This window comes from Photobacterium jeanii (genome assembly GCF_001650345.1).
GTDB lineage: Bacteria > Pseudomonadota > Gammaproteobacteria > Enterobacterales > Vibrionaceae > Photobacterium > Photobacterium jeanii.
This window is the reverse complement of sequence record NZ_LVHF01000003.1, coordinates 1-2,003: the sequence shown is the minus strand read 5'-3', so window position 1 is coordinate 2,003 and position 2,003 is coordinate 1. Positions and strand designations below refer to the sequence as shown.

General features: G+C 35.2%; 2 protein-coding genes. Both read left to right on the top strand.

Translation table 11 applies throughout. The features are described 5' to 3' along the window. The first annotated feature begins 160 nt into the window (after positions 1 to 160). Entirely contained in the window at positions 161 to 982 is an 822-nt protein-coding gene (locus A3K86_RS00020; RefSeq protein WP_068325755.1) for a hypothetical protein, read from the top strand. Positions 983 to 1,107: 125 nt separating this feature from the next. Then, entirely contained in the window at positions 1,108 to 1,833 is a 726-nt protein-coding gene (locus A3K86_RS00015) for a hypothetical protein (protein WP_068325753.1), read from the top strand. Positions 1,834 to 2,003 lie beyond the last annotated feature (170 nt).

Below are 2,003 nucleotides of genomic sequence, written 5' to 3'. Positions count from 1 at the left end.
TGTATGAATTGGCTCTGGTGTTTACGGTGGTTAATTAAATATTTTCGTAATGCGTTGCTGGCGCTTTATGGCAGGTCGTTATGTCTTGCGTGTATTTGACAAATAGTTAAATTTGTTACATTGTCATGTGTTTTTTAATAAATTATTGAGTGTTGTATTCATGGTGAGAGTTCCTTTTCGGTGGATTTCATTAAACAATGAAATTAGTGTTGAAGATAAGAATATTTTTACTGTTTTTGAAAAAGAAAAGTCCTATCACTCAATTATTGAACAAATCCCTAGTTTGCAACAAGAACGTCAGCCTATTGCATTTAAAAAAATATCAAAAGCAATATACCTCCATGGAGCTAACCCTCCAATTTCTAAACAAGGCCATGATACAAAACAAGTTCTTGGAGCGACAGGGGAAGCTCTCACTGAACTTATACTTAACCATGATAAAGTGAAAGTTAATAATCCTGGTTATGATCTTAGTGTTAGCGGGAGTCTTTTAGAAGTAAAGAGTACTGTTGAAGATAGTGTGTCGATGAGTGATATTCAATTTCAAACTGCGAACTATCTTATAATTCACATATACCATAAGTACAAAGATACTTATCAAAACTGTTATTTAATCCCAATGAAAATTCTTCGAGAAATTAAAGGTCAAAATCGTAAATCTGGTAGAAGGGTTACGGTTAATATTTATAAGGAGAAATGGGTTGAGTTATTTAAGTTAACACCAATTAGAGTGGCGCAATATTTTAAAGTAAGGAATCTTTATATTAATGAACAAGCTAGTAGCATAGTGCAAGTAAGGTCTAGGGGGGAGTTAGATAAGAAAATACAAAACAGCTCAGTTCATGTTAAAGATATCTTCGAGATGTATAGTAAGTTTAATTCTTGGAGGTGGGAGATGCATTTTGCTTACTATGAGTATTTTTATAAAGGCACTATTACTTGGTTGTACACTTATCGTTCATTAGATGACGTAAACAATTAAACATAACAAGGCAATCAAGGTGACCCGTTACACTCGGCGGTTTTGGTATGAAGTTTGGTTGGCTTTGTTAGTTTAGTGCGGGGCACCTTATTGCAGACGTTATGTGTTTTATGTAAGGTAAGACTTTGCTAAGAAATAAAGATAATGTAGAGATAAAACGTCTTGAACTTCAAGATTTCAAAACTGGTTTTGAATTTGAAATTGACTACCTTAGAAAGTATGTCCATCGACTGGCAGAACCAGTCAATGAGTTAGTTGATACACTGGAGGCAGAGGTTACGAGTGATTTAGATAGTGATCCTGATGCCGCTGAGAAAATTGGAGATGAGTATTTTGCACAAACATCAAAACTCAAAAGTTATTTCTATAACTCTTTAATAGTATTAACTCACACAGTTTATGAAAGCTCCTTACAAAAACTCTGCCAACTGTTGAAATTCCAAACTAATAGTCAGCTATGTTACTCTCAGCTTCGAAATAACGATACAACAGCAAAACTCTTTCTGTACATTAAACTACTTACAGGCATTTGTGGCAAAGCCGATAATGGTTCATATAGTCGATTAAAACAGTTTCAGAATCTTAGAAATAAGATAGCCCATCAGAATTCACAGGTACATGCATCAAGTGACGATGATCGCCGAGCTCAACTCACTACGCTGATGGATAATTTTAATCGAGGTGTACGTGAAGGTGATAACCCAAAGTTAACTGTTAATTTCAAAACTGGTGATTTTTCAATAGATTCAGCTAGCCTCGTAGTTGAGTTTGTCGATTTAGTTGAATCAAATATTCTTTATATCCATGCAAAATTAGCTGAGGCTGAGTTTTCAGTTGAAACAAACACATAACAAAACAATCAAGGTGATGCTTTATACTCGGCGGTTTTGGTATGGAGTTCAGTATGCTTTATTGGTTCAGTGGGGCACACCTTATTGCAGGCGTTATGTGCTATCTACATAGAGAGGTCTCGTGAAGCGTTTTGGGTGCCCGATTTGTGGGTATGAAAGCATAGAAGTTT